This window comes from Streptomyces sp. YS415 (assembly GCF_023544665.1).
Lineage (GTDB): Bacteria > Actinomycetota > Actinomycetes > Streptomycetales > Streptomycetaceae > Streptomyces.
This window is the reverse complement of record NZ_JAMJFL010000005.1, coordinates 283,277-307,461: the sequence shown is the minus strand read 5'-3', so window position 1 is coordinate 307,461 and position 24,185 is coordinate 283,277. Positions and strand designations below refer to the sequence as shown.

Below are 24,185 nucleotides of genomic sequence, written 5' to 3'. Positions count from 1 at the left end.
CATCGAAAGCTGCCGCAAGCTCAACGGTGCTTATCGAGGCACCATGATCAGCGATCCAGTGGGAGATCTCTTCAGCACGCACGCCCGCAGGCTAGCCGAGTACACCAGCAGCTTGATCGTGTGCCCCTCACGTGCCCGATCGAGCGGGAAGCCACGGGGAGCACCGGCTACTCAAGGTGAGGAGATACGAAAGCGACCCCCGACCGTATTTGCTGGTCGGAGGCCGCTCTGCCTGGCGGTGGGTGTGGGATTTGAACCCACGGTGACTCGCGCCACGACGGTTTTCAAGACTATTTAGTCACCGACGAAACAAAGGAACCGGTGTGTTCCACTTTGAACGACCTGGCACAACTCCCGAGCCTGGCCCACCCACTCACCGCAGTAGGCTTCAGGAAGTCGATCAAGCTCTGCCAGCAGCAACGGCACCTGCCGCTCATTGAAGACCGCATCCCCGTAGGGATCCAAGGCCCACAACATCGGGAAGTGCACCGAGTCCAGCGCGGGCAAGAGGTCCGTCCATTCCAGTCCGACCTGGGCACGAGCTATGGGTTGCCCCAGGCCTATACGCACGTTCATGTTGATCACCAGTCGACCGTACTGACAGCTCGGCACGTCCGCATCAAGGTGTCCCGCACAAGAAGACCAACCGCAGTGAGTGTCTATCTGCGTGACAACGCAGACGAACACCGGCGGACGAGTGCGGACGTCGGCGGACCATCAGCGCAGGTGAGAGGTACAACAGCCCAAGGGAGCGCCCGCACCCAAGTTGCTTCGGGACGAAGCGGTCGGCGAGCTAAGGGCCATCGGCCCTGTTCGGCGCGGACGAACCAACGGGCCCCTCGTCAACGTGTCAGTGCCAAGAGACGGAGGCCTCATGGCACAGGGATCAAACAGTGGTGCGGACCATTCGTCCGACAACTTGAATGAGGCGCTTAGGACACTCACCAGCAAACTCACACGGGCTGACGCCAAAGCAAGCATCGTGTTGGCGATGACTGGCGTGGGCCTCGGCTTCGTGGTGACACAGAGCTCCAGGCATCAGGGAGCCGCTGTGTTGGCCGTCGGCTCGGTCGGCGCGACGTGCCTCGTGATTGCCATCGTGGTTCTGCTCATCACTGTCCGGCCAGTCCACATTGACACTCTGACCGCTGAAGGTTGGTCCCGTTGGGTGACCCTGGAGCCCGACGCGGTGCGCGACCACATGCGCGCGGACCTGCGAGCTGAGCGGGTTTCCTTCCTCTCTCGCACCGTCGAGATCAAGTTCCGCCGGCTCCGTCTTGGAGTCAACCTCATCCTGGCCGGAGTAGGCCTGCTATGTGCTGCGACTGTGCTGAGCTTGGTCCTGTAGAGCCGAGGCCCAAGCCCCGTGCCAGACTCATGCCAGGTTGTGCGGGGGACCACGGGGAATCGCGGAGAGCATCCTCCGACCGTCCGGCTCCGTCAGCAGCTCCGCCGCTGGTCAGCCCGCGAATCGTCCGTCAAGGACCCAAGCTTCCCAAGCTCAGTGCTTCTCCGTAACTGACCAGGTTCGTCCAGCTCAGCCAAACTGGCTGTCACAGCAAGCCCGAGAAGGATCACGCGGGTGGTCCTTGTGGGTCAACAGCAACGACGAAATCTGATGACCTACGCGGCGGTCGGCGGCTCCTGGTCATCCACTAGTGGTGGCTCCTCGCCCGGCCCGAGCTCCCCGTTACCCTTGTTCCTGAAGCGGTCCCACGCGTCGCGTACGTTCCCGGCGGAGTCAATCACGTCCGGGACCTGGTCGAGCAGCCCCTTAAGAGTGAAGAGCGAGATCGAAGCCACGCCAGCGACGGCGAGAATGAAGAGGATGGCTGTGCCGTCCACCGATCCTTACCTTCCCTGTCATGGGTCGGATCGGGGGCGCAGGCAGCCTCGATCCAAACCCGTACGGTTTGGACCGAGACACCTGCACGGACGCACTAGGCGCAGAAGTGTTCTCGGTTGAGCTGACTTAACGTCAACCCAGATCTTGCAGGTAGTACATCCTTCGGGAAATCGGCCCCGTCTTCACAGCCTGGTGCGTCCAAGCCCTCATATGCTCATTTCCAGGGGGCTTGCCAGCTCCAACGGGGCGGCATCCTGGTACCGGCACCATGTGCCAGCTTCACCCAGGTGTGAAGGGACACCGTGTGTCCCTGGTCCGCAATGCTAGCGCACACCGATGAGAAATAATCCAACAGAAGTTAGCCCGCCTTCCGTTGAGTTGAGATTGCACTGACGCCCAGCGTCCCGGTTGGGGGCCTCGCCCCTGGCAGCGGTAGCACTCGCCGAGTGACCACCGGGCCTCAAGGAGCAGCAGAATCGGCAGCTGAACCTTTGTCTCCGGTCAGGCGCCAAGTGGGTCAGCGGACGGAGCGCACAGCAAGCGCACCAGATCGAGCAGGGACCAGCGGGGAACCACGGTGAAAGCGACCGGGATCGATCAGGCCATCCGACCGCCGTTCGCCCAGGTCAGCCCTCAAGTGAACTTCGAATGACCGCAGCTTCCCAACCTGAGATCTCACCGTTATCTTCGCCCGTCAGTCCAGCCAGACGAGCATCGCGTCGTCCGCCCTGGCAGCAGCCTCGAAGAACTGTGTGAGGCCGTCGTACCAGGGGCGCCCCCACTCCAGCGCACCAGGCTCACTCCACCCGAGGGGATACACCTCGGCGCTGCTCAGCTCAGCAGGATCCACATCACTGATCAGCTCGGCATAGCTGGTAGCCCGCAGAGCTTCCGCCGCGAGCTGGACCCGCTCAGGTCGCAGGTACCTCGGAGGCCCGTACCCCCAGTCCTCATCCTCGGCGAATGGCTCCTCACCGTGGATCACGTTCACGGGGAACTCGGCGCGCGCCAGGAGGAAGCGGAGCATGTCCCAGGTCTTGTACGTGCTGAAGTGGCGCGCTTCGGCCGGCGCAGGCTCCGTCTCCTCCTCGGCGTCCTGGACCTCTTCGACGAAGTCCAAAGCCCAGTCTGGGTCTCGGATCGCCCGGTCAAGCTCCGCAGCCGTGACACGCAGATACTCACCGATCATGCTCATGGCTGGAGACTAAGGGAGGCCACTGACAACGGTCACCGGACGGGCCGTCTCAGCTTCCGTCTCATTCAGCCCGGTTCACCGCCGTTCAGCCAAGACCTAGAGCCGATCCCAGCCTGGTGGCCATCCGCCAGTGAACGCCGGTGAATGGAGAGCGTGTTGGCGAGGCGGATCCGACTCGGACACAACGGTGAGAGTGTCAGACCCCGATGACAATGTGTCCGGCATGGAGACACCCAATGCCCCTGACAGCAGGGATGAGGAGCACGCCGTCATCGCACACTTCCGGCTTGCCAGTCACGGTTTCGGCGATGTCGACCAGCGCGAGCGAATCTACGAAGCCGAGCAGGCGATGGAGGCAGCGACCGAGACGGCCGGCGTCGGGGAGGTCGACGGGAACGAGTTCGGAGGAGGCGAAGCCGTCGTGTACGCCTACGGCCCCGATGCCGATGCTCTATTCAAGGTCCTGGAGCCGACTCTGCGCAGTCTGCCGTTCCGGCCGGCGCACGTCCTTCTCAGACGTGGCGACAGCGAGACACGTGTGGATCTGTAGAGGTGCGCCGAGTAGCGCGAGGCGTCGGCGAACGCACCACAAGCGCACCAGATATGGCAGGGAGCAGAGGGAGCCACAGTGAAAGCAGCCAAGCCCGACGACCCCACAGCGCAGGCCTTCGCCCAGGTCAGCACCCGAACAGGCCTTAAATGATCGCAGCTTCCCAAGCTGAGGGTGCGAATTTCAATCTGGTGCCGCCTCCCAACGCGACTCCCTAGTCGAAGGCTTTGGCTCGTGTTGCCGCACCAGATGGAGGGCGCCGACCGTCAGCAACTGGACTCTCAGGTTCTCCTCAGAGAAGTGATCACCTTCTTGTCGCGTGCATGCCCTGCACATAGTGTCGAAGCGCTAGATCGCCACGGGGGCGGTCCACCGGAAAGGTGTCACATGGGCATCGGTACACGGCGCGCACTGACCAGCGCTGCCACCGCCGCACTCCTTGCCTGCCTTGGGACTCTCGGCACTGCTGCCGCAGAGGAAGTGCCAGCCGACGACACGGCCGTTTCTGATGATCAGACGACGGACATCAACGACAGACAGGGCTGGGAAGACGAGATCGATCAGCCGATCGACGAGAGAGAGGCGCGTCGATGTACCGGTCCGGACACCTGGTACGAATTCACTTCCAAGAAGAACTATCACGTGCCCTCAGGGTGGAACGGCACCAAATACAAGGACGGGCCTGGCGGCACGATGACGGTGTCCGTGACCAAGAGCGGCTCCATTGCCCTCGAAGTCTCGGGCCAAGGTGAGTTTTCGGCCGGGGCGCTCATCGCCAAGGCCAAGGCCACAATCTCCGCCAAGGTCACCGCCACTGTGACTGTAACCACCGGGCACACCTACTCCCGCGACATTGGCAGGAACAAGTACGGCCACATGCAGTACGGTTCTTGGGGCTACAAGGTGCACTGGAAGAGGTACAAGTCCATCGGCAACGGGTGTGGCACCCCTCGCGAGATCGGCCGCGGTACGGCAACGCTGCCCACGAAGGAAACCGGCTGGAAGTTCTGGGAAACCGCCTCATGACCCATTCACTCCCAAGGTTGTCCCGGCTCGCCGGGTGTGCTGTGGTGATGTCGGCGTTCCTGCTGACGTCGTGCACGACCTCTGACAGTGGTGAGGACCCGGCTGATCCGCGACCGACGTCGCCTTCGTCGAACCCGACCCGAACGGCGAACGAGCCATCGGAAAAGGACCTCACCGAGCGGGCTCAAGCAGCCATTGCCGCAGTCCAGAGCGGGTCGTTGGTCGAAGCCGGTGTGGAGCGGGTGAGCGACGGCATCCACACCGAGCCCGGGTTGAGCAAGGACAAGGCCTACCGGCTGAACCTGGTCTGCGTCGGCAGCGGCAGCGCGCGACTGGAGTTCGTGCCCGCTAAGGCAGGCACGGAAGCATCGGTGCCTTGTGACGAATCAGTGGTACAGCAACGGATCACCGGGGACAAGCCGGTCCGGATCAACGTGGACGGCGCTAAGGGATCAACAGGCGTGATCGCTTGGCAGATCGACGCCCTCTGATCCGGAAAGATACTGTCTCGGCATCGCTGCGCCTTAGCCATCCCGCAAGGCAGTGCGTGAAGCGCCAGTGACCCCCATCGGCTTTGGGGGGGCCGAACACCGGCCTGCGTAAGGGCATCCGAGGGCACTCAGTGACGTCCGAAGGCACCGAGAGCGGGGCAACTCGGAAGGATCTCCATCCGAGCTGCCCCACTTTGGGTCGGCGCTACTCGATCGCGGCCTCGACGACACGTCCAGCGGTATCGGCTGTATGGCGAGGACTGCGAGCGCCGAGCTGATCCGAAGGGTGGATGCCTCCTCAGGGGTCGGGAGGCGGACACTGACCCTCTCTCGGACCTCAGCCAGGGGCGGACGGAGCTCCAGCAGCCGCCGCACCATCCCATCGAACGAGGGCGACCCGCAGGGCCCGGTGGCCGGCACCAGGTCGAAAGGGACGCAGATCCGAGCCAGGCTGTGCGGTCTCTTGTCCTCGTGGATGAGAAAGCTGAACTCAGTCAAAGGACCGGTCATCACTTTGAGTAAAGCTAGTTAACTAGATTAGAGCTAGTGGACTAGATCTTCCATATGCCTGAGCAGCCGCCCTATCTCCGCATCGCTGACGAACTTCGGCGGCGGATCGCGGACCACGTGTGGGAGCCAGGGGACCGACTGCCCTCACGCGCCCAGATCGGCCAGGAGTATGGCGTCGGCGACAACGTGGTGCGCCGCGCTCAGGAGCTGCTGATCTCCCAAGGGCTGTTGGAGGGACGGGCCGGGTCTGGGACCTACGTCGCCGAGCCCCGCCAGCGGGTGCGGGTTGTCCGCTCGTCGGCGCGTGAGCAGCCCAGTGGCTCCCCGTTTCGCGCGGACATGAAGGCCCTGGGCAGGCAGGGCGATTGGGAGAGCCGGACCGACGCCAAGGTCCCGGCGCCGGCGGACGTCGCAGCGCGTCTCGGTATCGCCGAGGGTGATCTGTGCGTCCGGACCGAGTACGAGTTCCTCGCCGACGGTCGGCCCGTGCAGCTGTCGACGAGCTGGGAGCCGTACGACCTCACCGCCGGCACTCTCGTCGTCCTCCCCGAGGGAGGGCCGCACGCCGGAGCCGGTGTCGTGAACCGCATGGCGGAGATCGGCATCACCGTCAGCCACGCCGTGGAGCAGCCGGAGCCGAGGCAGGCGACCGCCGAAGAGGCGTCGCTCCTGGGCATCCAGAAGGCCGCACTCGTCACGCACATCCGACGGACGTACTACAGCGATCAGGGGCGGCCGGTGGAGACTGCTGACATCATCGTGCCAGCTGCCCTCTGCGAGATCGTGTACGAGGTGCCCGTCAGCCGCTAGGCAGGGATGTCAGTGCTCCGGCGTACCTTGTCGCCGTGGCAAACAGACCCCCTGAGAACTGGCGTGCATGGATGGCGACTGTGGCTGACGCGGTGGCAGCCGGAAAGCTGGAACCGGAGTGCGCCGGTTCGGCTGAGGTATACCCCGAGTCCTTGCTGAGGGCGACGGACGCGGCACTGGAGGCGTTCGAGGCGGACGTACGTAGACTCGTGGAGCCCTCCGACGAGGAGGTCTTCGGGACAGTCGAGCGGGTTGTTCTCGCGCTCAATGCCGTCGACGAGGACGACAGCCATGGGGGCGCCGGCTACTGCACGGAAGAGCGCGAGCAGCTGTGCGAGTACATCGACCTCACCTTGGGCGAGCACGGTGTGGACGTGGCAGCTCTGGCGGCAAGAAGAGGTATCAACCGGGCCGAGATCACTGACGCCTGGCGCGACTGGTGACCGGAAGCGGGGTGCGCGAGCTGGTGGATCGTCCGGTCCCTGACATCCACGGCTGACATCAACGAGCCCGGACAGCGGCACACAGCAGCGCCCTCGCCTGACCGCCGGACCAGCCGTCGACAAGGCCAGAGGCGGGCGTAGATCGAACTCCTAAAGCGGGTGTCGCAGGTTCGAATCCTGCCGGGGGCACAACGCGTCAAGCCGTGGCCTGGGGCTTCTGCCCCAGGCAGGCGCTCCATCGCCCCTCTCCCTACCCCGGCCGGTCCTGCTGTCGGGGCTGTGCGGCCTGTTGCTTCGTCAGCCGCCGGAGTCGCCGGTTTCCGCCTCGTCGTGAGCGGCGGCCATGGGGACCCAGCCACGGGGGTTTTGGTACCAGTAGTGCGGTAGCCCCTTGATGCTGGTGGTGCGGAACGGGCGGCCGTGGTCGTCGATGCGCACCATGCCGGTTCGCCCCTGTGAGGACCACTCGAGGTCGAGGTACCAGTCGCAGGTGCAGGACTCGGTGCGCGCGGAGAGCAGCAGGACCTCCGGCTCCCGCAGGGACACCTGGTAGGGGAAGTCGATCGCGGGGGTCGGTCTGTCCGGTTCGTTGCCGGGCATCGAACGGGCCAGGGGCCGGCGCGCGTCGAGGTTCACGGAGAAGTAGCGGGGGACAAGGACGGCACCGCAGCCTTCATACGTGGAGTAGGCAATGCCCCGGCGGGCGGCGGGGGTGGTGCGGTTGACGACGCGCACATGCAGTGCCTCCAGTACGACGGCGGCGGAGCCGCGTCCCTGCACCGAGATCCGCACATTGGTGGTGTGTCCGTGCACCGCCCCCTGGGACGCGGCCCACACCGCGGCGTCCGCCGGGATCGGCGGCGGTGGGACCTGCTGCGGTGGCTTGGCGATGACGTAGTCATGGTCGCAGTCGAGCTGCCAGAGCTGGGAGTTGGCCGTCCAGGTGAGCGGGGCCCGCGGCGGGGCCGTGCCGACGCTCGCCCGGTTCTCCTGCGGGCTGCCTTGGCTGTGCGTGGCCGACGCCGAGGGCACCGGTGTCGTGCCGGCGCTCGCCCGGTTCTCCTGCGGGCTGCCTTGGCTGTGCGTGGCCGACGCCGAGGGCACCGGTGTCGTGCCGGCGGGCGGCCTGCCGGCGGAGGCCGACGACTCACCGCCACTGGAGAGAGGTCCGGCAGCGGATGCGGTGAGGCCGGCGAGCGCAATGGCAAGCGAGGCCGCCAGTGCTGTCGAGCGCACAGGCCGTCGCCATGGGCGCCCAGCAGGGGGCCGCCGGTCGACCGGTGCGGTCGGCTCGGGTGCCTTGTCCGCCGGGCCGCTGTGGCTCGCGGATGCGGCCGATGCCGCGGTGCTCGTGGTGTCGTGGGGCGTCCGTGTCCGCCGGCCATCGGATGGGCGTGGTCGTTGCCGTGCCGCGACTGCCAGGATCCACCAGCGGTGCAACTCCACGCGTTCCTCGGGGGAGGCTCCGCACAGTGCGGCGAACCGCTCGATCCCGGCGAAGTCCATGGGAACCGCGTCACCGGCGCAGTAGCGGTGCAGCGTGGAGGCATTCATGCCCAGACGGCGGGCCAGCGCCGCGTAACTGCGGTCTGTGCGCTCCTTCAGACGCGTCAGCAGTAGCGCGAACTCCGCTACGTCATCGTCGATTGCGTCCATGTGGTCCGTACTCACATCCGTCCGTTGGCCTGTGCCGTCATGTCCTGATCCTGGACGGCATCCCAGGCACTCCCCATACCTGCACGTCGAGACGGCTGGGATGGTTGCAGGGTTGCGCCACCCCTCTCCTCGAGACCACTCCCACTCGCGGCCCTGGGGCGGTTTCCCATCCCAGACAGGCATCCCAGGCTTCCTTGTCCGTGCAGGTGGTCGGGGGTGGGATCGTCCCTCCGTTGCAGGTTGGGGGGAGCCGTTGTCCCCGGCCCACTTGGCACCCGACGCTATGGCTGTCGCACCGGCTGAAGCGGCCGACCGCACGGCAGCACCACGCCCCCCGACTCACCCGTCCTCTGGGACACCCACTCTCTTCGGGCACCCCGGTGCAGGGGGCGGACGCTCCAGGGGGCGCCCTACCGTGCGGCCGCGACAGCCCAGCACGCGACCTCATACCGATCAGAAGAGGAACACGCATATGAACGTGAAGTCCCTTACGACCCACCGTGTGGCCGTGGCCGTGGGTCTCGTCCTGGCTCTTGGGTGTGGTGTGTCGGCACAGGCCTCCGCCACCGGGCCGCGGGCGGGCGGCAGTGACGACAAGGGCACCGTCGCCGCCTGCTCCCAGGAGGTCCTCGGGGTGTCCGCCGTGAAGGAGCCCGCAGACAGCAAGGACGCCAGGCACCTCCTCCTCACCGTCCAGAACGCCGGCGGAAAGAAGTGCAACCTCTACCGCTACCCTCTCGTGCGGCTTGGTGCCGGTCGCACCACAGCCCCTGTGATCAAGGAGAGCGACCCGAACCCCGGGGTGCCCGTCACCCTCGCTCCGGGCGAGGAGGCCTATGCCGCCCTGCTCGTCAACGGCCCCATGGATGAGTACGAGGCGAAGAGCATCACCCTCAGCCTCCAGGGCCGTAAGCCCGGCAGCAGCGCGGGCAAGCCGATCGATGTCCCCATGCCCGTCGACACGCTGTACGCCAACGACGGTCAGCGGGTCACCTATTGGACGACTTCTCCCGGTTACGCCCTGGATTTCATCATGTCGAAGTGAGACCCCGATCGGAACCGCTTCCCAGCGGCCGACCAGAGCGCTCACCCGGCTACTGAACACCTGCCCCGGACCGATCTTGGTCCGGGGCCCCAAGCGCGCTGGTCACGTGTGCGGGCCCGCGGGGTGGGCGGGAGTAGAGTGAAAGATCCTTCCCGCTGAGCAGTGCGTCATGTCGAGGTTGCCATGCAGTCCACGGAAACACCCCCGGACGGGTACGCCGAGGTAGGTATCGTCGCGGCCTCCCCCGAGGTCGCCCGTCGGGTCGCGGAGGTGCTGCGGCAGTGCTTCGCCGCCACCGAGCAGCGCAGCTATCCCGCGGACAGCAAGGGAGGGACCCGCCTCCAGCTCACCGTGGACACCACCCGCCCCGCGGAACCGGCCCGGTCCTGGCTGGAGAGCAGCCGCTCCGGGGAGGACGACCGCGGGCCGGAGTAGGGGCGGCGTGGATCAGGTGTGGGCGCCGGCCGCCGCCATGAGCGGTTCCGCGGCCTCCTCGGTCGTATCCGGGGGGATGATCAGCAGGTCCCAGCGGCCCCGGCCGGGGGTGAGCAGGACGATGGTGTGGGGGGCCGATGCCGCCTGGGTCCGGTGCAGTCGTACGACCTGGTTGTGGACGAGCATGCGGCCGGGCGCCGGGGACCACACCGACCCGTTGACGGTGACGTTGGTGATGTGGCCCCACGCGCGCGGCAACCCGGCCAGCAGCAGGGGCAGTTCGGTGAGCAGGTCGTACGAACGGGGCCACCACCCTCCGTCGATGGGCCGGGGCACTCCCCCGTGGGGAACCAGGCGCAGCCGGAGAGGGGGAGGGGAGGGCGGCGAGGGCTGCGTCGGGGTGGTCATCAAAGCTCCTGTCGACTGCCGTGCAACGGCAACAGGGCGTGTGGTCGCCGAATGGGACGTCCGAGGCGCACGAAGAGCCCTCGCTTCTCCACCGTACCCTCGTCCGCTGTCGAACGAGACGGACCGGTCGCGGGGTTGCCGCGTTGACATGCAGTGCCGTCGGACGTTGACTGACCGGACGGTGCCAGGGCTCCGCCACCGGGCGAGCGCGGTGCCGAGGCAGGGTCGACAGGGTCTTCGTGTGCCGGGTACAGGCCGGTGCGCAGACCGAGGGCGCCTTCGGGCGGAACGGAAGCAGTCCTTGATGATGTACGACCAGACACGCGCCCAGCAGCCCGCGGGGCAGGGCCAGGGCCAGGGCTCCGCCCAGCGGCGTACCACCGGCCCCGAACCGCTGCTGCCGTCGGCCGAGCGGGACGAGGTCCTCACGCGCCTCCGGCACGCCATGAACACCTTCGCCGACGATCCGCGCGAGGCGCTGGAAGAGGCCGAGAGCGCCTACGACGAGGCCACCGCCAAGCTCGTGAGCGCCCTCGCGGAACGGCGAGATGTCCTGCGCGCCGGGTGGCAGGAGCAGGACCCCGAGGCGCAGGCCGACGATCTCCGGCAAGCGCTGCGGCAGTACCGGGAGATCACCCAGCGGCTGCTCCAGCTCTAGCGGAAGCAGGGGGCAGGGGTCAGCCCGGGTAGGGGGTTGCCTCCCGTGCCGTGCGCAGGGCCCCGGCCCACCAGGACAGCTGGTCCAGGAGGGTCTTGGCGTAGCCGGGGGTCTCCGGGTCCAGGGGGCGGCCGTCCTGCCAGGTGGTGAAGTACATGGGGAAGGCCAGGCCGTCCCGGACGGTCACCGCGTGGAGTTCCGTCAGGACGTTCTCCAGGTGGAGGACCGCGTGGCGGCCGCCCGCCGCTCCGCCGTAGCTGACGAAGGCGACCGGCTTGGCCGTCCACTGGGTGAAGTGCCAGTCGATGGCCGCCTTCAGCGAGGCCGGGTAGCTGTGGTTGTACTCGGGTGTGATCACGATGAACGCGTCCGCGCTCTCCAGCGCCGCCGTCAGCGGTGCCATCCCGGCCGGACGGGGATAGTCGTCGCCCGCGAACTTCGGCGGGGCCGCCGGCAGGGCCAGCGGGAGCTCGATGTCGGCCAGATCGACGACCTCGACATCGAAACCCCCGTGCGTCGCGGCTTGTTCGGCGACCCATGAACCTACGACCGGGCCGAACCGTCCGTCCCGGACGCTGCCCACGATGACCACCAGCTTGTGCTTGTTCGTCTCCATGGACACCACCATCAGGGCGCGCGCCGAACCCAACCAGGCCGTGTTCAGGCTGGCCCCCGCAGGGCCACGCTCAGCCCTCCGCGGGCGGGCGGCGGCGACCTATGCTCCCGGTATGGGCACACCACTGGGGGACTTCGTCCGAGCCAAGCGCGACAGCATCGAGCCCGCGTCGCTGGGGCTGCCCGAGCGCGGTCGCCGCCGGTCACCGGGGCTGCGGCGGCTCGATCTCGCTGCCCGGGCCGGTATCAGCGTCGAGTATCTGACCCGTATCGAGCAGGGCCGCGACCGCAATCCCTCCATCGCGGTCGTCAACGCGCTCGCCGACGCCCTCAGCCTCGACCCCGCCGAACGCAACCACCTGCGCTACCTCGCCAAGATCACCGGCGGTGAGTGCTCCGCGCACAGCCGGCCCGCGCCCCCGCGCCGGGAGGTCCGTGCGACGGTCCTGGAGACCCTGCGCCTCCTGGAACCGGGCGTCGCCGTGGTGACCAACAGGCTGGGGGACCTGCTCGCCCGTACCAGCGGCTACGAGGCGGTCACCAGGGGGACCGGGCTGCTCGACTCCGACGCCCCGAACCTCACCCGGTACCTGTTCACCGACCCCCGCGCCCGGGCGTTCTTCGCCGACTGGGACGCCGTCGCGGACGAGCAGGTCTTCGATCTGTGGCTCGCGCCGTCCGTCGAGAACTCCGAGTGGTTCACCTCGGAGCTCGCCCCCGTCGCGGGACCCGACTTCACGCGCCGGCTGAACCGGCACACCGTTCCGCGCCGTGGCGAGCTGCGCCTGAACCACCCGTCCGGGCTCGAACTGCGGCTGCGCCGCGAGATCCTCGAACTGTCGGAGGACGGCCAGCAGTTGATCGTCTTCCTGCCGGCCGACGAGGCCACGGCCGGGGCTGTCGCAGGGCTTCTGCGGCCGCCCGGTGGCGGTCGGCTGCGGGCCATCTCCTGACGTGCGGCAGGGCCCGACGACGGCCTGCGGCAGGGCCTCGCAACGGCATGCGGCAGGGCCCGCGGCGCCGGCCGCGGGCCCCTCCGGAGGGATTACCCGGTCAACTCGTCGTGCAGTTCGCGCCGTTCAGGGTGAAGGCGGTCGGGGACGGGTTCGTCGTGCCCCGTGTGCCGGTGAAACCGATCGTGACGGAACCCGATGCCGGGATCGTCGTGGTGTACGACGCCGGGGCCACCCGGACCGCGGCCGCCGTCTGGGTCGGCACGCCGCCCCACATGTTGGTCACCGTCTGGCCCGCCGGGAAGGAGAAGCCGAGGGTCCAGCCGTTGACCGGGGCGGTGCCGGTGTTGCGGACGGTCAGGTCCGCCTGGAAGCCGCCCGGCCATTCGTTGACCACGCGGTAGGCGACCGCGCAGGTTCCGGCGGGCGGGCTGGTCGTCGTCAGCGTGGTCGTCGCCGAGCGGGCCGAGCGGTTGCCCGCCGCGTCCTTCGCGTACACCGCCAGCGTGTACGCCGTGTTGGGGGACAGGCCGGTGAGGGCCGCCGAGGTCGTCGTCGAGGCAGCGAGGGCCGTCTCCGTCGTCCCCGTGACCCGGACGATCTCGTACGCCGTGACGCCAACGTTGTCAGACGCCGCCGGCCAGTTCAGCGTCGCCGACGTCGAGGTCACCGCGGACGCCGTGGGGGTGCCGGGGGCGGTCGGCGCCTGGGTGTCGGTGCCCCCGCCGCCGAAGATCGTGGCCTCCTCGGACGTCTGGGCGATGCCGTTCGCGCCGTGGAAGATGCGCTGCCCCCAGGAGCTCAGCCGGTTCGGGTCGAAGCCGATGGCCAGGTCCAGGATGGGATCGGTGTTGCCGCTCCAGGACCAGGCCAGGTAGCCGAGGTCCAGCCGCTGCGCCGCGGCCATCATGGTGTCCTCGTCCGGGTCGCCCCACTGGTCCGCGGGGCCGCCGAACTCGCCGATGAGGATGGGCAGTTTCGCCGCCACGAAGGCGTTCAGGTAGTCGGTGATCTCCGCCGGGGTGTCGTACACGCTGTACATGTGGATGGAGAAGATCAGGTTGCCGGTGGGGTCCGCCGCGTACACCGCCTGGGCGTTGGTCCGCATCACGTTCTGCCAGTCCTGGCCCCAGTTCGGCGCGTCCACCATGATCGTGTGGTCCAGGCCGGCCGCCCGCAGCTTCTTCACCGAGGCGATGGTCGGGTCCGTCCAGCCCGCCGGGTTGGTGTTGCCCCAGGGCTCGTTGCCGATGTTGACGATGACGTAGTCCTCCTGGCCGGCCAGTACGTCCTTCAGGCCGATCCAGTAGTCCGCCGCCGAGTCGAGCGTGGCGGCCGCCGCCTCCTCGCCGTAGCCGGTCGTGTCATGCACCTCCAGTACGCAGATCAGGCGGTTGGCCTTGCAGCTCGCGATGACCGCGGCCACGTCCTCGGGCGTGTTACGGGTCCAGCGGTGGCCGTTGGACAGGACCACCCGGACGCTGTTGGCGCCCAGCGCCTTGATGTCGGCCAGCGACTGGGTCTCGCCGGGGTACCAGGTGTGAGCGTGGTTCACACCGCGCATCACGAAGTCGTTGCCGTTCGCCTCCAGGAGGCGGCCGTTGCTGATGTGCAGGCCCACGGCCTGCGGCTGTACCTCCTGAGGTTCGGCGGCCCCGGACGGGGTCGCGCCCAGGACCAGCAGACCCAACAGGGTGGCCAGCGCCGTCAGCAGCCTGGCCGTCACCGAGCTCTTGCGTGTTCTCACTGCGACTCCTGAGAAATGAGCACCGGAAAGCTTCGGAAGGAAAATGTGGGAGCGCTCCCACACATGTATCCACTCCGCCAGGGACACGTCAAGACAGCGCGCGCTCCTCGCTTTCCTCCGTCACCGGTGCGCGCAGGCCTCGCGCGAGCCACCCCGTCACCGCCAGCGAGGCCGCCGCCATCGCCGTCATCGCCGTCGCGGGCGAGGTCAGCTGGGCCCCGGCACCGGCCAGCGTCGCGCTCACTCCCTGCAAGGTCAGCATCCCGGCCGAGTGCAATCCCAGGGCGTGGCCGCTCAGTTCGTCCGGTGTGAGGACCATCAGCCGCTCCTGCTGGACCAGGCTCGCCCCGAACCCGACCGACGCCAGCGCCACGGCGACCGCCGCGAGCGGCACGGGCGGGCCGAGCACGAACAGGAGGTACGGCGAGGCCAGCAGCACCAGCAGCGGCACCCCGAGCCGGGCGCGCCGGGCGGGCGGGATCAGGCGGCCCACGGCCACATCGCCGGCCAGCATGCCGAGGGCGGCGCAGGCGAAGAGGGTGCCGGCGGATTCGGGGGCGTAGGAGACGTAGAGCGATTCGCAGCCGACCACCAGGCCGTTGGGGATCCACAGGGCGAGGAGGACCGTGCGGCGGGGGCGGGAGGACCACAGCAGGGCGTTGGTGCGCCAGGTCGCCGCGACCGACGGGCGGCCCGAGGCGCGCGGGGGCCGCGGGGTGAGGCCGAGGCGGACTCCGGCCGCCGCGAGGGCGTACAGGGCGGCCGAGAGCAACAGGACCGGGCGGGGGGACAGGGCCGCGACGAGTACTCCGCCCGTCGCGTATCCGGCGATCTGCATGATCCCGTTCATCATGTTGAAGACCGAACGCCCCGGCAGGTAGCCGTCCTTGGTGAGGATCTCGTTCAGCAGGCCCCAGCGGACTCCCCCGCCGAGGGACGCAATCAGGCCCTGCGCCAGGAGGATGACGAAGACGGCCCAGATCGGCAGGCCCGGTACCGCGAGGAGTGCCGAGACCGCGGCGAAGACCGTCGAGAGGCCGGTCAGGGTCGCCCTCGGGGGGAGGCGGTCGGCGCCGGAGAGGAAGAGGGAGGCGCCCAGCACCTGGGCGAGCGACGGGCCGAACATGCTCACCGCGGACAGCAGCGGGGAGTCGGTCGCGCGGTACACGAGCGTGCCGAGCGCCAGACCGCCGACCGTCTGGGCCGCGATCTGGGCGGAGGACGCCAGGAAGAGGGGAGTGAACTCGGGAGTGCGGAAGAGGGCTTGGTAGCTGTTGCTGCGCATGGGCGGGAGTCTCGGGCGGTGCTCGGAGGGGCCGTTAATGTTTCGCGCGGGCGCGAAAGCACGGGGACGGTGACCGGGACGGGAGGGGAGGGGTCATGGGCTGGTGGCAGGTCAACGCGGACACGCTCGCGCGCAGCCGGTTCGTGCTGTCGCCGCTCGCGGAGACCTTCGCGTGCCTGAAGCTGCTGCACGCGGGGGTGGGCGCGCATCCCGGTGAACGGAACTGGCTGCGCGCGCATCTGCCCGGCTACCGGGCGCTGCTCGCCTCCGACCCGGTGACCGGACTGCTGGTGCGGGCCGGGCTCGGGCGGGACTGGATCGCCGACTTCCTGACCCCCACGCCGCGGGACGGGGAGAGCTTCGAGGAGGGCGTCGCCCGGGTGCGTGCGGCCCGCCCCGAGCAGGCCCGCGACCATCTCGTCCTCTCCCTCGCCGGCCCGCTCCCCGCCGGGCTGGACCGCGACGACCTGCCCGAGCGGGCGGCCGCGCTGCTCCGCTACGTGTGGGAGGAGACCGTACGGCCGGACTGGGACCGGCGCCGGCGGGTGCTGGAGGCGGATGTGGTCGCCCGGACGGTGCAGGTGAGCCGGAGCGGCTGGGCGGCGGTGCTGGACTCGTTGCGGCCGGGGACGCGGTGGCTCGGGGAGAGCAGGTTCCAGGTGAACCGGCAAGAGTATCCGCCGCGGGAGATCTCGGGGGCGGAACTGGTCTTCGTGCCGGTGACGCCGAAGACGGGGTGGGTGTCGTGGGAGGGGCGCGAACGGTACGCGGTGGTGTACCCCTGCACCGGTGTCCTCGCCGAACTCCACGACCGTCGTCCCGTGCCGGCCGGGCTCGGGGCGCTGCTGGGTACGGCCCGGGCGGGGGTCCTGGTCCTGCTCGGGGCCCCGATGAGCACGAGCCAGCTGGTCGCGGTGACGGGGCAGGGGCTCGGCTCGGTCGGACGGCACCTGCGGGTGCTGCGGGACGCGGGGCTGGTGGAACGACGGCGAGCGGGACGGTCGGTGCTGTACGTGCGCACGGCGGCGGGGGAGGTGTTGGTGGAGGCGGGGCCCCGGGCGGGGGCTGTGCCGGGTCCGGCTCCCCGGCCCTGACGGCGCTGTGGGTGCCGCCGCTGGGTGAAGCGGGCGGTGAGGCCGGCCGGTACCGGGGCTGGGCAGGACGGTGGGCCCGCTTGCCCGCGCTGGCAGGGTGCCGCCGCGCCCACCCGTGCCGCCCTGCGGCACGACTGCCCGCGGCTACGGGGCTGCACGGCCAGGGGGTACGCGCGCGGGGCGGCGGCCGTTGGCCGGCGGGACCCGGCCCACTTCCCCCCGATTGCCCGGCTGCAGGGCTGCGCGGCTGCGCGGCTGCGCGGCTGCGCGGCTGCGCGGCTACCGAGCTACGCGGCTACCGAGCTACGCGGCTACGGGGTTTCTCGGCGTCGGGGCTGCGCGGCTGGCCGGCGGCCGTTGCCGGGCGGGCCCTCCGTCAGCGGCACCGCTGCCCTGGTGTCCGCTGTCCGCGGCCGGGCGGCTACGGGTACGCGCGCGAGGCGGCGGCCGTTGGCCGGCGGGCTTCGGCCCACTTCCCCCGACTGCCCGGGCAGGGCTGCGCGGCCACGGGGCTACGCGCGGGGGGTCGCGGCCGTGGGCGGGCCGGCCTCTGCCGACGGCATCGCCGGTCTGCGGGCCGCTGTCCTCGGCTGGGCGTCCGCGGTGGTGGCTGTTGTCTTTGGTGGTGCGGGGGGCCGGGAGGGGGGCGGTTAGCATCGCGGTATGACTGTCGACAGCGGTAATGGTGTTCCTCTCGATGTGGAGATCGGTGCGCTTCAGGGAGGGGACGCGAAGCTCAAGCAGTACAGCGGGCAGGTTGTGCTGGTGGTGAATGTGGCCTCGAAGTGTGGGCTCACCCCGCAGTACGCCGGGCTCGAGCGGCTGCAGGAGCAGTACGCGGAGCGTGGGTTCACCGTGCTCGGGGTGCCCTGCAACCAGTTCCTCGGGCAGGAGCCGGGCAGCGCCGCGGAGATCGCCGAGTTCTGTTCGGCGACGTACGGCGTGAGCTTCCCGATGACCGAGAAGGTCGAGGTGAACGGGGAAGGGCGGCATCCGCTGTACGAGCGGCTCGTCGGGTTCGCCGACGCCGAGGGGCACAGCGGGGACATCCGCTGGAACTTCGAGAAGTTCCTGATCGGACGGGACGGCGAGGTCGTCGCCCGTTTCTCCCCGCAGACCGAGCCGGACGCGGCGGAGGTTGTGGCGGCGGTCGAGAGGGCCCTCGGGCAGTAGCGGTTGACCTTGCCCCTGGGGCAGGGTCGAGCGTCCTTCGTGCCGGGCGGAAGAGCCGCCCGGTGACGGAGGATGAGGCCGTGGACGACGACCTGCTCACCATCGGCGCGTTCGCCGCACGCGCGCGGCTCTCGGCCAAGGCACTGCGCCTGTACGACCGCCTCGGACTGCTGACCCCCGCGCACATCGACGAGGTCAGCGGCTACCGCTACTACCGCGTCGGCCAGATCGAACGCGCCCGCACGGTCGCGCTCCTGCGCCAGCTCGACATGCCGCTCGCCCGCGTCGCGGAGATCGTCGAGGCGCCGGACGGGACCGAGGCCGCCGACCGGCTCGGCGCGTACTGGGCGGACGTCGAGGCCCGGGTGGCGGGGCAGCGCACGCTCGCCGAGTACCTCCGTGGACGGCTGTCGGGAAGGAACTCCGAGATGTACGAGAACTTCGTGGTCGAGACGGTGGACGTGCCCGAGCAGGTGCTGCTCACCGAGACCCGGCACGTGCTGGCGGGCGAGCTGCCCGCGTGGATCGGGGCGTCGCTGGGACGGCTGATGGAGGCGGCGACGGAGTGCGGCGGCATCACCGGGGCACCGTTCGTCGTGTACCACGCCGAGGTGTCGATGGAGAGCGACGGACCGGCCGAGTCGTGCGTGCCGGTGGCGGACGGGGCGGCTGCCCGGGCGTGGGCCGAGCGGCAGGGCCGTACGCATGGAGCGACGGTGCGGGTGGAACCGGCCCGGCGGCTGGCGTACACCCGGATCAGCAAGGCGCAGGTGGCCCATCCGCAGATCCTGGCCGCCTTCGAGGCGGTGGAGCAGTGGATCCAGAAGCAGGAGCTGTCGCAGGCGGGCCCCTGCCGCGAGGTGTACTTCGCGGACTGGGACGCGGCGGGCGCCGGGGACCCGGTGTGCGATGTCGCCTTCCCGGTGAGGTGAACGGCCGTGCCCGGCAGGTGCGGTGTGCGGCTGCCGGGCACAAGCCGAGCCCCCTCGGCAAGGACGGCGGGCTCGTCGAGAGGGCTCTTGGGTGATGCTTGTGCAGTTGTCGTTCGTCGTCGGTCGAGGCTCAGGGAAGCAGCCTCCCCTACGCCTTGACCGAGGCCACGAAGGCGTTCCACGCGGTCGCGGGAAACGCCAGGACGGGACCCTCGGTGACCTTCGAGTCCCGGACGGCCATTGCCGACAGGACCGGGGACTTGATCTCGACGCAGGCGCCGTTGCCCTGCGAGTACGAGGACTTGACCCACGTGTCGGTGACGCCCTGCTTGATTGCCATGTTCGCTCCGGTAACCAGTTGCTGAGTGCTGTCCGCGTGCCGGACGGTCGTCTCGAAGTCCGCACGGCACGTTTTCGCCAACGGTGTTGTTCGGTGGCGTGATCGACGCTACTCGCCAACATCGATGTGCGGAGCGACTATTCACTCGACTGGATGGCATATTCCAGTGGGGACTTCCGCCGGGACTGGCCGAAGGTGTATCTTCCGGCGCCGCAGATCAGCGGGCGTAGTCCTTGGCCGCGTTCGCGATGAACTCCCGGCTCTGGTCGGCGTTCAGCGCCTGGGCGCGCAAGTGCTCGTACATCACGCTGTACTTCTGCACGTCCTGCGCCTTCTCCAGATAGAGGTCGCTGGTCACGCCCTCGATGTAGACCACGCTGGAGTCGGCGGCGTCCGGGAACTCCAGGATCGCGTACTGGCCGCTGACGCCCGGGTGGGCGCCCATGGTGAACGGGATCAGCTGCACGGTGACATGGGGCAGCCGGGACATCTCGATGAGGTGCTCCAGCTGCTCGATCATCACGTGCCGGCTGCCCACCTCGCGGCGCAGCGCCGCCTCGTCCAGGACGGCCCACAGGCGGAGCGGGTTCTCCGGGGCAGAGATACGTTCCTGTCGGCGCAGGCGCACCTGGACGCGCTTGTCGACGTCGGTCGGCGCGACCTCCGGCAGCGCGCCCGAGATCAGCGCCTCGGCGTAGCTCTTGGTCTGCAACAGGCCCGGGACGACCTGGGGGTCGTACACCCGCAGGCTCGCGGCGTCCGTCTCCAGGCCGATGTAGACGCTGTACGGGATGTCGCCGAAGGAGTGCCACCAGCCCTGCTGGCGGGAGTCCTTGGCCATCTGCATCAGGGAGTCCACGATCCGGACGTCCTCGACCTCGTAGACCCCGCACAGGTCGCGGACGTCGCGCTGGCTGATGCTGCGCCGGCCGTTCTCCAGCCGGCTGATCTTCGACTGGGAGACCAGCAGCCGCTCGGCCACCTCTTCGGCCGTCATGCCCTTGAGCTCGCGGAGCCGGCGCAACTCCTGACCCAGACGGCGGCGCCTGACAGTGGGATTGACATTGGACGCCACGGGACGCGCACCTCCGGCTGCAAGTACTGCTTGCGACTTTGCGTATCTGCTGTTGAGCAGATTGCCACCAAGGTGCTTTCTACCGCTGGGAAACGGTGGATATGCGCTGCGTACAGGCCAGTTCGGGACCGGGCGGGCGTGGCCGCGCGTGGCGGGGCCTCCCTTCCGCACATGCGGCCGCGCGGGGCGGCGGGACCGTGTCGTCGTCCGGACACATACGGTCCCGCCACCCCGCGCGGACCAGCGGCTCCCGTACCGGGTCTCGGCGGACTGCGGTGCGGCGCTCGGTCGTGCGGACTGCGGTGGTGTACGTCGTGGAGCTGCGGCTCAGTGCGCCACGACACGCGCCATCGGGCCTCGGCGCGGTTGCATCGGAACACCGCGGGCGGGTTCCGGTGCGGCCCTGCCTCCGGCGGCCGGCTGACGGCCTACCGGTGCCGGGCTGCGGCGCGGCTGGGCCGCCACGCCGTTCTGGACGTCCATCACGGCGTGCGCGACGAGACCGCCCATGGGGTCGTGTCTGATCAGGTCCCGCAGCCGGGAGCGAGAGGAACGGCCCTCGTTGCCCGGATACAGGTGCTTGCCGAGTCCGACCGCGTGCGCCAGTGCGGCGAGCGCCGCGGTCCGCGGGTCCGGCGGTACGCCGGTGCGGATCGCGGAGTCCAGCCGGGATCTGATCTCCCGGCTGATCTCGTTGTCGCTCGCCTGGTAGCGAGTCGTCGGCAGTACCCCGCACATCTGTCCCGCCACGGCATGCACCATGCCGCACCGTTCCAGATGCGAGAGGTAGGTCTGGCGCAGCCCCAGGCGGGGCCCGCCGATCCAGTGGACGGCACGCACGGGAGCGCCACGCCTTCGCAGCAACTCCAATGCGCAGTCCAAAGTCGGATCTCCAGTCGGCCGTGGTACCACCACGGCGATACGATCCCCGTCTGGGGCTATCCGTCCGGCCAGCGCCAGCTCCACTAGCTGTGCTCCGGCCAGACCGAGGTCGAGCGACTGCGGCTGTGCAGTGGTACCCGTGGCCGGGTCCAGTGCCAGCAGCAGAAGCTCCTCCGGAATTGTTCTGCGGCTCCTGCCCATCCATGCCTCCCCGCGTGGATGAATGACAGGGTGACCCCTCTCACATTGGTCTGTCGAGGGTGCGTGACCTGTTTGTAAGGGAACCAGTAGGTATGTCGTTCTCGTCTAACGCGTCGGTCAAGCCCGCACACAGGACACTGGTACATGGTTCGGACAGCGCTGCGGAGCGGTGTCCCGGGCGGCGGCGGTTCAGACGGAGCACGGTTTAGGAGGCATCGGTGGCGGGCGAGTCCCCCGACAGTTCGAAGCAGCGCGAGTCGTCGGAAGAACCGACGTCGGGGAGCGCGGGTCCGGTTCCGGAGGCGCGGAACGAATCCACCGACCCCCGTCTCGCCATGGCCCGCGCGGCCGTGGACACGGCGACCCGGGTCCTGTCGGCCCGCGAACTGGCGAACGCCAGGAAGTCCGCGCCGGATCCGGAGACCCCCGACGCCAAGACCGGCGACGACCGCCTGCGCGCCGCGGTCGCGGCATGGGTCGCCACGGACACGGAGGGCCCGGCGGGGGCAAAGGGTACGGCGGAGGCGCCGGGTACGACCGAGGAGCCGACGGAGGCGCCTGGTACGGCCGGGGCAAGCGCCGAGGCGCCGGACGCGGCACAGGAGACGGCCGGTACGGCCGAGGAGAGCGGCGAAGCCGCGACGGACGCCGACGGCGAGGCCGAGGAGGCGGCGCAAGCCGCTAGCAAGACGCCTGAGGCTCAGCCGAAGAGCGGCAGCGCCGAGGCGGCCCCGGAGGACGACACCCCGGAACGGGACGCGCCTGCGGCCACCGAGGAGGACGCCCCGGAGGCGTCCACGGACTCCGAGAGCAGCACCCCTGCCCCCGAGCCGGGGACGGACGCGAAGACGGCCACCGACGCCAAGCCCGGCGCGGAGCCGGACGCCGAGCCTGATGGCCCCGAGGACGCCCCCGCTGACGCGAAGCCCACCCCCGACGCCGAGCAGCAGCCGGCCGACGCCCAGTCCGACACCGAGGACGCTCCCGTTGCCGGGAAGGCCGACCCTCGGGACACCCCCGCGGCCCCCGGCGCCGAGGACTCCCCCGTCGCCGGGAAGAGCGACCCTCAGGACACCCCCGCGGCCCCCGAAGCCGAGGACGCTTCCGTCGCCGGGAAGGCCGACCCTCGGGACACCGCCGCAGCCGCAGCCGCCGACGGCGAGGTCGCCCCGCCAGGGCCACCCGCAGGCGACGACGAGAGCCGCACGGGTGGTGCGGGTGGGAAACAGGACGCCGCCGCAGGCAAGCCCGCACAACCCGACACCGGGAAGGGCGGCGCCGCCGCCGGCGTGGATCAGGCCACCACTGCCTTCCGTGCCGTGCAGCCCCAGCCCCGGCCCCGGCCCGCCGTCGATCAGCCGACCGGCAAGTTCGTCGCCCTCAAGCCGGACCTCCCGGCGAAGTCGGAGGTGACGACCGCCGTTCCGCAGGTCGGGCCCGAGCGCACCACGCAGCAGCCGCTGCCGCCCAAGCCCCCGCTGGACCTGCTCGCCGAGCTGACGAACACTCCGCCGCCGCCGGAGACCCCTGTCCGCACTCTGGTCAGGCGGGTCAAGATCTGGACCCCCCTCGTCCTGCTGCTGATCGTCGTGTTCGCGATCGTGCAGGCCGTACGTCCGCTCCCGACCCCCACCCTGGACCTCACCGCGGAGTCGACGTACACCTTCGACGGCTCCCGGGTCGAGATCCCCTGGCCCGCCGACGGACAGGCCGCGCTCGACGTGCAGGGCATCGGCTCGTTCGGCTCCTCCGGTGACCAAAAGCCCGTCCCGATCGCCAGTGTCGCCAAGGTCATGACGGCGTACGTCATCCTCCGCGACCACCCGCTCAAGAGCGGCGCGGAAGGCCCGAAGATCGAGATCGACCAGGCCGCCGAGGAGCAGTCGGACGCCGGCCAGGAGTCCACCGTCGACGTCTTCGCCGGTGACTCCATCACCCAGCGCGAGGCCCTGGAGAGCATCCTCATCGCGTCCGCGAACAACGTGGCGCGTCTGCTGGCCCGCTGGGACGCCGGGTCGGAGAAGGGGTTCGTCGAGAAGATGAACGCCGCCGCCGAGGACCTCGGCATGACCAACACGACGTACACGGACCCCTCGGGCCTGAACAACACGACGGTCTCCACGGCCGTGGACCAGGTCAAGCTCGCCAAGGCCGCGATGGAGTTCCCCGCCTTCCGCGAGGTCTCCGCGATGATGTCCTACGACGACTACAAGGGCCAGAACCACGGCAACTGGAACCAGCTCGTCGGCAAGAGCAACGTCGTCGGCATCAAGACCGGCACCACCACCTCCGCCCTCGGCAACCTGGTGTTCGCCGCGAAGCAGGACGTCGGCGGCGAGATGCGGACCATCGTCGGCGCCGTGGTGCGCCAGCCGGACACGGGCGGCGGCATCCTCGCCGCCGCGCTCGACTCCGGCGACCGGCTGATCCGGGCCGCCCAGGGCGCGCTGGAGTCGGCGACGCTGCTGAAGAAGGGCGACGTCGTCGGTTACGTCGACGACGGCCTAGGCGGCCGTACTCCCGTCGTGGCGACCAAAGACGTGAAGGCGGCCGGTTGGGCGGGCCTGAAGGTGGAGCTGGACTTCAAGGCCGACGCCGTACCGCACGAGGCGAAGGCGGGCACCAAGGTCGGCATGCTGACCGTGGGCGACGGCGGAACCGCGGGCGCGGTCCAGGTGCCGGTGGCACTCAAGACGGACCTCGCGGAGCCGGCCTTCACGGACCGGCTGACCCGCATCGGCTGATCCGCCGGTCAGCGCAGCCCGTCGGGCCGCCCCCCACCCCGGGGGACGCCCGGCGGGCTGCGTGCTAGCGT

General features: G+C 69.5%; 26 protein-coding genes. 14 read left to right on the top strand and 12 right to left on the bottom strand.

All coding sequences use genetic code 11. The annotated features are described in order from the left end of the window. Window positions 1-294 precede the first annotated feature (294 nt). The gene (locus M8H82_RS09405; protein WP_250072056.1) at window positions 295-576 is read right to left on the bottom strand and encodes a hypothetical protein; all 282 of its coding nucleotides are present in this window, start codon (window positions 574-576) and stop codon (window positions 295-297) included. A 298-nt stretch (window positions 577-874) separates the two neighbouring features. Here M8H82_RS09405 and M8H82_RS09400 point away from each other — a divergent pair, with 298 nt between their 5' ends. Next, window positions 875-1,348 (top strand): Pycsar system effector family protein, encoded by a 474-nt coding sequence (locus M8H82_RS09400; RefSeq protein ID WP_250072043.1) that lies wholly within the window; start codon window positions 875-877, stop codon window positions 1,346-1,348. A gap of 275 nt (window positions 1,349-1,623) precedes the next feature. Here the strand turns inward: M8H82_RS09400 and M8H82_RS09395 are convergent, their stop codons facing one another. Together M8H82_RS09395 and M8H82_RS09390 are read right to left on the bottom strand one after the other, a co-directional pair. Beyond that, a complete protein-coding gene (locus M8H82_RS09395; protein WP_250072042.1) occupies window positions 1,624-1,845 on the bottom strand; it encodes a hypothetical protein in 222 nt (73 codons plus the stop codon). A gap of 695 nt (window positions 1,846-2,540) precedes the next feature. After that, window positions 2,541-3,041 (bottom strand): YfbM family protein, encoded by a 501-nt coding sequence (locus M8H82_RS09390; protein ID WP_250072041.1) that lies wholly within the window; start codon window positions 3,039-3,041, stop codon window positions 2,541-2,543. Window positions 3,042-3,264: 223 nt separating this feature from the next. Between M8H82_RS09390 and M8H82_RS09385 the strand changes: the two genes are divergently transcribed. The 3 genes from M8H82_RS09385 to M8H82_RS09375 all read left to right on the top strand — a co-directional run bounded on the left by M8H82_RS09385 (window position 3,265) and on the right by M8H82_RS09375 (window position 5,108). After that, entirely contained in the window at window positions 3,265-3,591 is a 327-nt protein-coding gene (locus M8H82_RS09385; RefSeq protein ID WP_250072040.1) for a hypothetical protein, read from the top strand. Window positions 3,592-3,978: 387 nt separating this feature from the next. Further along, entirely contained in the window at window positions 3,979-4,617 is a 639-nt protein-coding gene (locus M8H82_RS09380) for a hypothetical protein (RefSeq protein WP_250072039.1), read from the top strand. 47 nt (window positions 4,618-4,664) lie between these two features. After that, window positions 4,665-5,108, top strand: a complete 444-nt coding sequence (locus tag M8H82_RS09375; RefSeq protein ID WP_250072038.1) for a hypothetical protein — start codon at window positions 4,665-4,667, stop codon at window positions 5,106-5,108. Window positions 5,109-5,141: 33 nt separating this feature from the next. On the opposite strand, the gene M8H82_RS09370 is transcribed toward M8H82_RS09375, so the two are convergent. Then, a complete protein-coding gene (locus M8H82_RS09370) occupies window positions 5,142-5,618 on the bottom strand; it encodes a UTRA domain-containing protein (RefSeq protein ID WP_250072037.1) in 477 nt (158 codons plus the stop codon). A gap of 54 nt (window positions 5,619-5,672) precedes the next feature. Here M8H82_RS09370 and M8H82_RS09365 point away from each other — a divergent pair, with 54 nt between their 5' ends. Together M8H82_RS09365 and M8H82_RS09360 are read left to right on the top strand one after the other, a co-directional pair. Beyond that, window positions 5,673-6,428 carry a GntR family transcriptional regulator gene (locus M8H82_RS09365; protein WP_250072036.1) on the top strand — a complete coding sequence of 252 codons (756 nt, stop codon included), beginning with the start codon at window positions 5,673-5,675 and terminating at the stop codon, window positions 6,426-6,428. Between the two features lie 35 nt (window positions 6,429-6,463). Then, window positions 6,464-6,871, top strand: a complete 408-nt coding sequence (locus tag M8H82_RS09360; protein WP_250072035.1) for a hypothetical protein — start codon at window positions 6,464-6,466, stop codon at window positions 6,869-6,871. Between the two features lie 297 nt (window positions 6,872-7,168). On the opposite strand, the gene M8H82_RS09355 is transcribed toward M8H82_RS09360, so the two are convergent. Continuing rightward, window positions 7,169-8,527 carry a helix-turn-helix transcriptional regulator gene (locus M8H82_RS09355; protein WP_250072034.1) on the bottom strand — a complete coding sequence of 453 codons (1,359 nt, stop codon included), beginning with the start codon at window positions 8,525-8,527 and terminating at the stop codon, window positions 7,169-7,171. A 472-nt stretch (window positions 8,528-8,999) separates the two neighbouring features. On the opposite strand from M8H82_RS09355, the gene M8H82_RS09350 reads away from it, so the two are divergent. Both M8H82_RS09350 and M8H82_RS09345 read left to right on the top strand, forming a co-directional pair. Next, window positions 9,000-9,572 (top strand): DUF4232 domain-containing protein, encoded by a 573-nt coding sequence (locus M8H82_RS09350; RefSeq protein ID WP_250072033.1) that lies wholly within the window; start codon window positions 9,000-9,002, stop codon window positions 9,570-9,572. A 183-nt stretch (window positions 9,573-9,755) separates the two neighbouring features. Next, window positions 9,756-10,007, top strand: coding sequence for a hypothetical protein (locus M8H82_RS09345; RefSeq protein WP_250072032.1), 252 nt, complete (start codon window positions 9,756-9,758; stop codon window positions 10,005-10,007). Window positions 10,008-10,019: 12 nt separating this feature from the next. Here the strand turns inward: M8H82_RS09345 and M8H82_RS09340 are convergent, their stop codons facing one another. Further along, window positions 10,020-10,415, bottom strand: a complete 396-nt coding sequence (locus M8H82_RS09340; RefSeq protein ID WP_250072031.1) for a DUF5994 family protein — start codon at window positions 10,413-10,415, stop codon at window positions 10,020-10,022. Between the two features lie 304 nt (window positions 10,416-10,719). Between M8H82_RS09340 and M8H82_RS09335 the strand changes: the two genes are divergently transcribed. Then, the gene (locus M8H82_RS09335; protein WP_250072030.1) at window positions 10,720-11,073 is read left to right on the top strand and encodes a hypothetical protein; all 354 of its coding nucleotides are present in this window, start codon (window positions 10,720-10,722) and stop codon (window positions 11,071-11,073) included. 19 nt (window positions 11,074-11,092) lie between these two features. Here the strand turns inward: M8H82_RS09335 and M8H82_RS09330 are convergent, their stop codons facing one another. Next, window positions 11,093-11,689: an NADPH-dependent FMN reductase gene (locus M8H82_RS09330; RefSeq protein ID WP_250072029.1), complete on the bottom strand. Its 597-nt coding sequence runs from the start codon at window positions 11,687-11,689 to the stop codon at window positions 11,093-11,095. Window positions 11,690-11,801: 112 nt separating this feature from the next. Here M8H82_RS09330 and M8H82_RS09325 point away from each other — a divergent pair, with 112 nt between their 5' ends. Then, the gene (locus M8H82_RS09325; RefSeq protein WP_250072028.1) at window positions 11,802-12,641 is read left to right on the top strand and encodes a helix-turn-helix domain-containing protein; all 840 of its coding nucleotides are present in this window, start codon (window positions 11,802-11,804) and stop codon (window positions 12,639-12,641) included. Between the two features lie 100 nt (window positions 12,642-12,741). On the opposite strand, the gene M8H82_RS09320 is transcribed toward M8H82_RS09325, so the two are convergent. Both M8H82_RS09320 and M8H82_RS09315 read right to left on the bottom strand, forming a co-directional pair. Then, complete coding sequence (locus M8H82_RS09320) at window positions 12,742-14,388, bottom strand: cellulase family glycosylhydrolase (RefSeq protein ID WP_250072027.1); 1,647 nt, start codon at window positions 14,386-14,388, stop codon at window positions 12,742-12,744. An 88-nt stretch (window positions 14,389-14,476) separates the two neighbouring features. Then, window positions 14,477-15,673, bottom strand: coding sequence for an MFS transporter (locus tag M8H82_RS09315; protein ID WP_250072026.1), 1,197 nt, complete (start codon window positions 15,671-15,673; stop codon window positions 14,477-14,479). A gap of 95 nt (window positions 15,674-15,768) precedes the next feature. On the opposite strand from M8H82_RS09315, the gene M8H82_RS09310 reads away from it, so the two are divergent. The 3 genes from M8H82_RS09310 (at window position 15,769) to M8H82_RS09300 (ending at window position 18,872) form a co-directional block, all read left to right on the top strand. After that, window positions 15,769-16,767 carry an ArsR family transcriptional regulator gene (locus M8H82_RS09310; protein ID WP_250072025.1) on the top strand — a complete coding sequence of 333 codons (999 nt, stop codon included), beginning with the start codon at window positions 15,769-15,771 and terminating at the stop codon, window positions 16,765-16,767. A 663-nt stretch (window positions 16,768-17,430) separates the two neighbouring features. After that, on the top strand, window positions 17,431-17,940 hold the full coding sequence (locus M8H82_RS09305) for a glutathione peroxidase (RefSeq protein WP_250072024.1): 510 nt from the start codon (window positions 17,431-17,433) through the stop codon (window positions 17,938-17,940). A 62-nt stretch (window positions 17,941-18,002) separates the two neighbouring features. Further along, window positions 18,003-18,872: a MerR family transcriptional regulator gene (locus M8H82_RS09300; protein WP_250072023.1), complete on the top strand. Its 870-nt coding sequence runs from the start codon at window positions 18,003-18,005 to the stop codon at window positions 18,870-18,872. 148 nt (window positions 18,873-19,020) lie between these two features. On the opposite strand, the gene M8H82_RS09295 is transcribed toward M8H82_RS09300, so the two are convergent. The 3 genes from M8H82_RS09295 to M8H82_RS09285 all read right to left on the bottom strand — a co-directional run bounded on the left by M8H82_RS09295 (window position 19,021) and on the right by M8H82_RS09285 (window position 21,370). Next, a complete protein-coding gene (locus M8H82_RS09295; RefSeq protein ID WP_250072022.1) occupies window positions 19,021-19,212 on the bottom strand; it encodes a DUF397 domain-containing protein in 192 nt (63 codons plus the stop codon). A 217-nt stretch (window positions 19,213-19,429) separates the two neighbouring features. Further along, window positions 19,430-20,287, bottom strand: a complete 858-nt coding sequence (locus M8H82_RS09290; RefSeq protein WP_250072021.1) for a helix-turn-helix transcriptional regulator — start codon at window positions 20,285-20,287, stop codon at window positions 19,430-19,432. A 327-nt stretch (window positions 20,288-20,614) separates the two neighbouring features. Further along, window positions 20,615-21,370: a GPP34 family phosphoprotein gene (locus tag M8H82_RS09285; protein WP_250072020.1), complete on the bottom strand. Its 756-nt coding sequence runs from the start codon at window positions 21,368-21,370 to the stop codon at window positions 20,615-20,617. A gap of 218 nt (window positions 21,371-21,588) precedes the next feature. Here M8H82_RS09285 and M8H82_RS09280 point away from each other — a divergent pair, with 218 nt between their 5' ends. Further along, window positions 21,589-24,114 (top strand): D-alanyl-D-alanine carboxypeptidase, encoded by a 2,526-nt coding sequence (locus M8H82_RS09280; RefSeq protein WP_250072019.1) that lies wholly within the window; start codon window positions 21,589-21,591, stop codon window positions 24,112-24,114. Window positions 24,115-24,185 lie beyond the last annotated feature (71 nt).

Bases quoted from the DNA above. Each gene is read 5' to 3' on its own strand.
- M8H82_RS09350 (WP_250072033.1), top strand. From the start codon at position 9,000: ATGAACGTGAAGTCCCTTACGACCCACCGTGTGGCCGTGGCCGTGGGT.
- M8H82_RS09325 (WP_250072028.1), top strand. From the start codon at position 11,802: ATGGGCACACCACTGGGGGACTTCGTCCGAGCCAAGCGCGACAGCATC.
- M8H82_RS09310 (WP_250072025.1), top strand. From the start codon at position 15,769: ATGGGCTGGTGGCAGGTCAACGCGGACACGCTCGCGCGCAGCCGGTTC.
- M8H82_RS09345 (WP_250072032.1), top strand. From the start codon at position 9,756: ATGCAGTCCACGGAAACACCCCCGGACGGGTACGCCGAGGTAGGTATC.
- M8H82_RS09285 (WP_250072020.1), bottom strand. From the start codon at position 21,370: ATGGGCAGGAGCCGCAGAACAATTCCGGAGGAGCTTCTGCTGCTGGCA.
- M8H82_RS09365 (WP_250072036.1), top strand. From the start codon at position 5,673: ATGCCTGAGCAGCCGCCCTATCTCCGCATCGCTGACGAACTTCGGCGG.
- M8H82_RS09380 (WP_250072039.1), top strand. From the start codon at position 3,979: ATGGGCATCGGTACACGGCGCGCACTGACCAGCGCTGCCACCGCCGCA.
- M8H82_RS09375 (WP_250072038.1), top strand. From the start codon at position 4,665: ATGTCGGCGTTCCTGCTGACGTCGTGCACGACCTCTGACAGTGGTGAG.
- M8H82_RS09295 (WP_250072022.1), bottom strand. From the start codon at position 19,212: ATGGCAATCAAGCAGGGCGTCACCGACACGTGGGTCAAGTCCTCGTAC.
- M8H82_RS09405 (WP_250072056.1), bottom strand. From the start codon at position 576: ATGAACGTGCGTATAGGCCTGGGGCAACCCATAGCTCGTGCCCAGGTC.
- M8H82_RS09370 (WP_250072037.1), bottom strand. From the start codon at position 5,618: ATGACCGGTCCTTTGACTGAGTTCAGCTTTCTCATCCACGAGGACAAG.
- M8H82_RS09400 (WP_250072043.1), top strand. From the start codon at position 875: ATGGCACAGGGATCAAACAGTGGTGCGGACCATTCGTCCGACAACTTG.
- M8H82_RS09390 (WP_250072041.1), bottom strand. From the start codon at position 3,041: ATGAGCATGATCGGTGAGTATCTGCGTGTCACGGCTGCGGAGCTTGAC.
- M8H82_RS09305 (WP_250072024.1), top strand. From the start codon at position 17,431: ATGACTGTCGACAGCGGTAATGGTGTTCCTCTCGATGTGGAGATCGGT.
- M8H82_RS09315 (WP_250072026.1), bottom strand. From the start codon at position 15,673: ATGCGCAGCAACAGCTACCAAGCCCTCTTCCGCACTCCCGAGTTCACT.
- M8H82_RS09330 (WP_250072029.1), bottom strand. From the start codon at position 11,689: ATGGAGACGAACAAGCACAAGCTGGTGGTCATCGTGGGCAGCGTCCGG.
- M8H82_RS09335 (WP_250072030.1), top strand. From the start codon at position 10,720: ATGATGTACGACCAGACACGCGCCCAGCAGCCCGCGGGGCAGGGCCAG.
- M8H82_RS09385 (WP_250072040.1), top strand. From the start codon at position 3,265: ATGGAGACACCCAATGCCCCTGACAGCAGGGATGAGGAGCACGCCGTC.
- M8H82_RS09355 (WP_250072034.1), bottom strand. From the start codon at position 8,527: ATGGACGCAATCGACGATGACGTAGCGGAGTTCGCGCTACTGCTGACG.
- M8H82_RS09340 (WP_250072031.1), bottom strand. From the start codon at position 10,415: ATGACCACCCCGACGCAGCCCTCGCCGCCCTCCCCTCCCCCTCTCCGG.